This window comes from Arthrobacter sp. ZBG10 (assembly GCF_001238605.1).
GTDB lineage: Bacteria > Actinomycetota > Actinomycetes > Actinomycetales > Micrococcaceae > Arthrobacter.
Genome location: NZ_LFQH01000138.1, coordinates 1 through 852 on the forward strand (window position 1 = coordinate 1; position 852 = coordinate 852).

Genomic DNA, 852 nt, shown 5'->3' on the forward strand with positions numbered 1-852 from the left:
CCGCGGACCGGCCCGTCGAGGCGCTGGAGGTTGCAGTTGATGACGAAGTTCAGGTTGTCCAGGTTCTCGTTCGCGGCGAGCTGGAGCAGGCCGCGGGATTCGGGCTCGTCCATTTCCCCGTCACCGAGGAACGCCCAGACCTGCTGGTCCGAGGTGTCCTTCAGGCCACGGTTGTGCAGGTACCGGTTGGACTGGGCCTGGTAGATCGCGTTCATCGGCCCGATGCCCATGGACACGGTGGGGAATTCCCAGAAGTCCGGCATCAGCCGCGGGTGCGGGTAGGAGGACAGGGCGTGGCCCTGCCGGGACTTTTCCTGCCGGAACCCGTCCAGGTCCTCCTCGGTCAGCCGGCCTTCCATAAACGCCCGGGCGTACATGCCGGGGGAGGCGTGGCCCTGGAAGAAGACCTGGTCCCCGCCGCCCGGGGCGTCCTTGCCGCGGAAGAAGTGGTTGAAGCCCACCTCGTACAGGGTCGCGGCCCCGGCATAGGTGGAGATGTGACCGCCCACCCCGATGCTGGGCCGCTGCGCCCGGTGGACCATGACCGCGGCGTTCCACCGCATATAGGCCCGGTACCGGCGCTCGTATTCCTCGTTGCCCGGGAACGGTGCTTCCTGATCCACCGGGATCGTGTTCACGTAATCGGTGGTGGTCACCATGGGCACCCCGACGCTCTGCGCACCGGCGCGCTGCAACAGGCTCCGCATGATGAATTGGGCACGCTCCGTGCCCTGTTCCCTGATCAGGGAATCCAGCGACTCAACCCACTCGGCAGTCTCTTCCGGATCACGATCAGGCAGCTGGTTAGTCAACCCGCTGAGGATATGGGAGGTATCTTCTCCTGCAGCCACG

General features: G+C 65.8%; 1 pseudogene. It reads right to left on the reverse strand.

Annotated features, from left to right (window positions below):
- Positions 1–851: pseudogene (locus ACU18_RS18910) on the reverse strand (pyruvate dehydrogenase (acetyl-transferring), homodimeric type); the annotation flags it as partial.
- Position 852: the final 1 nt, after the last annotated feature.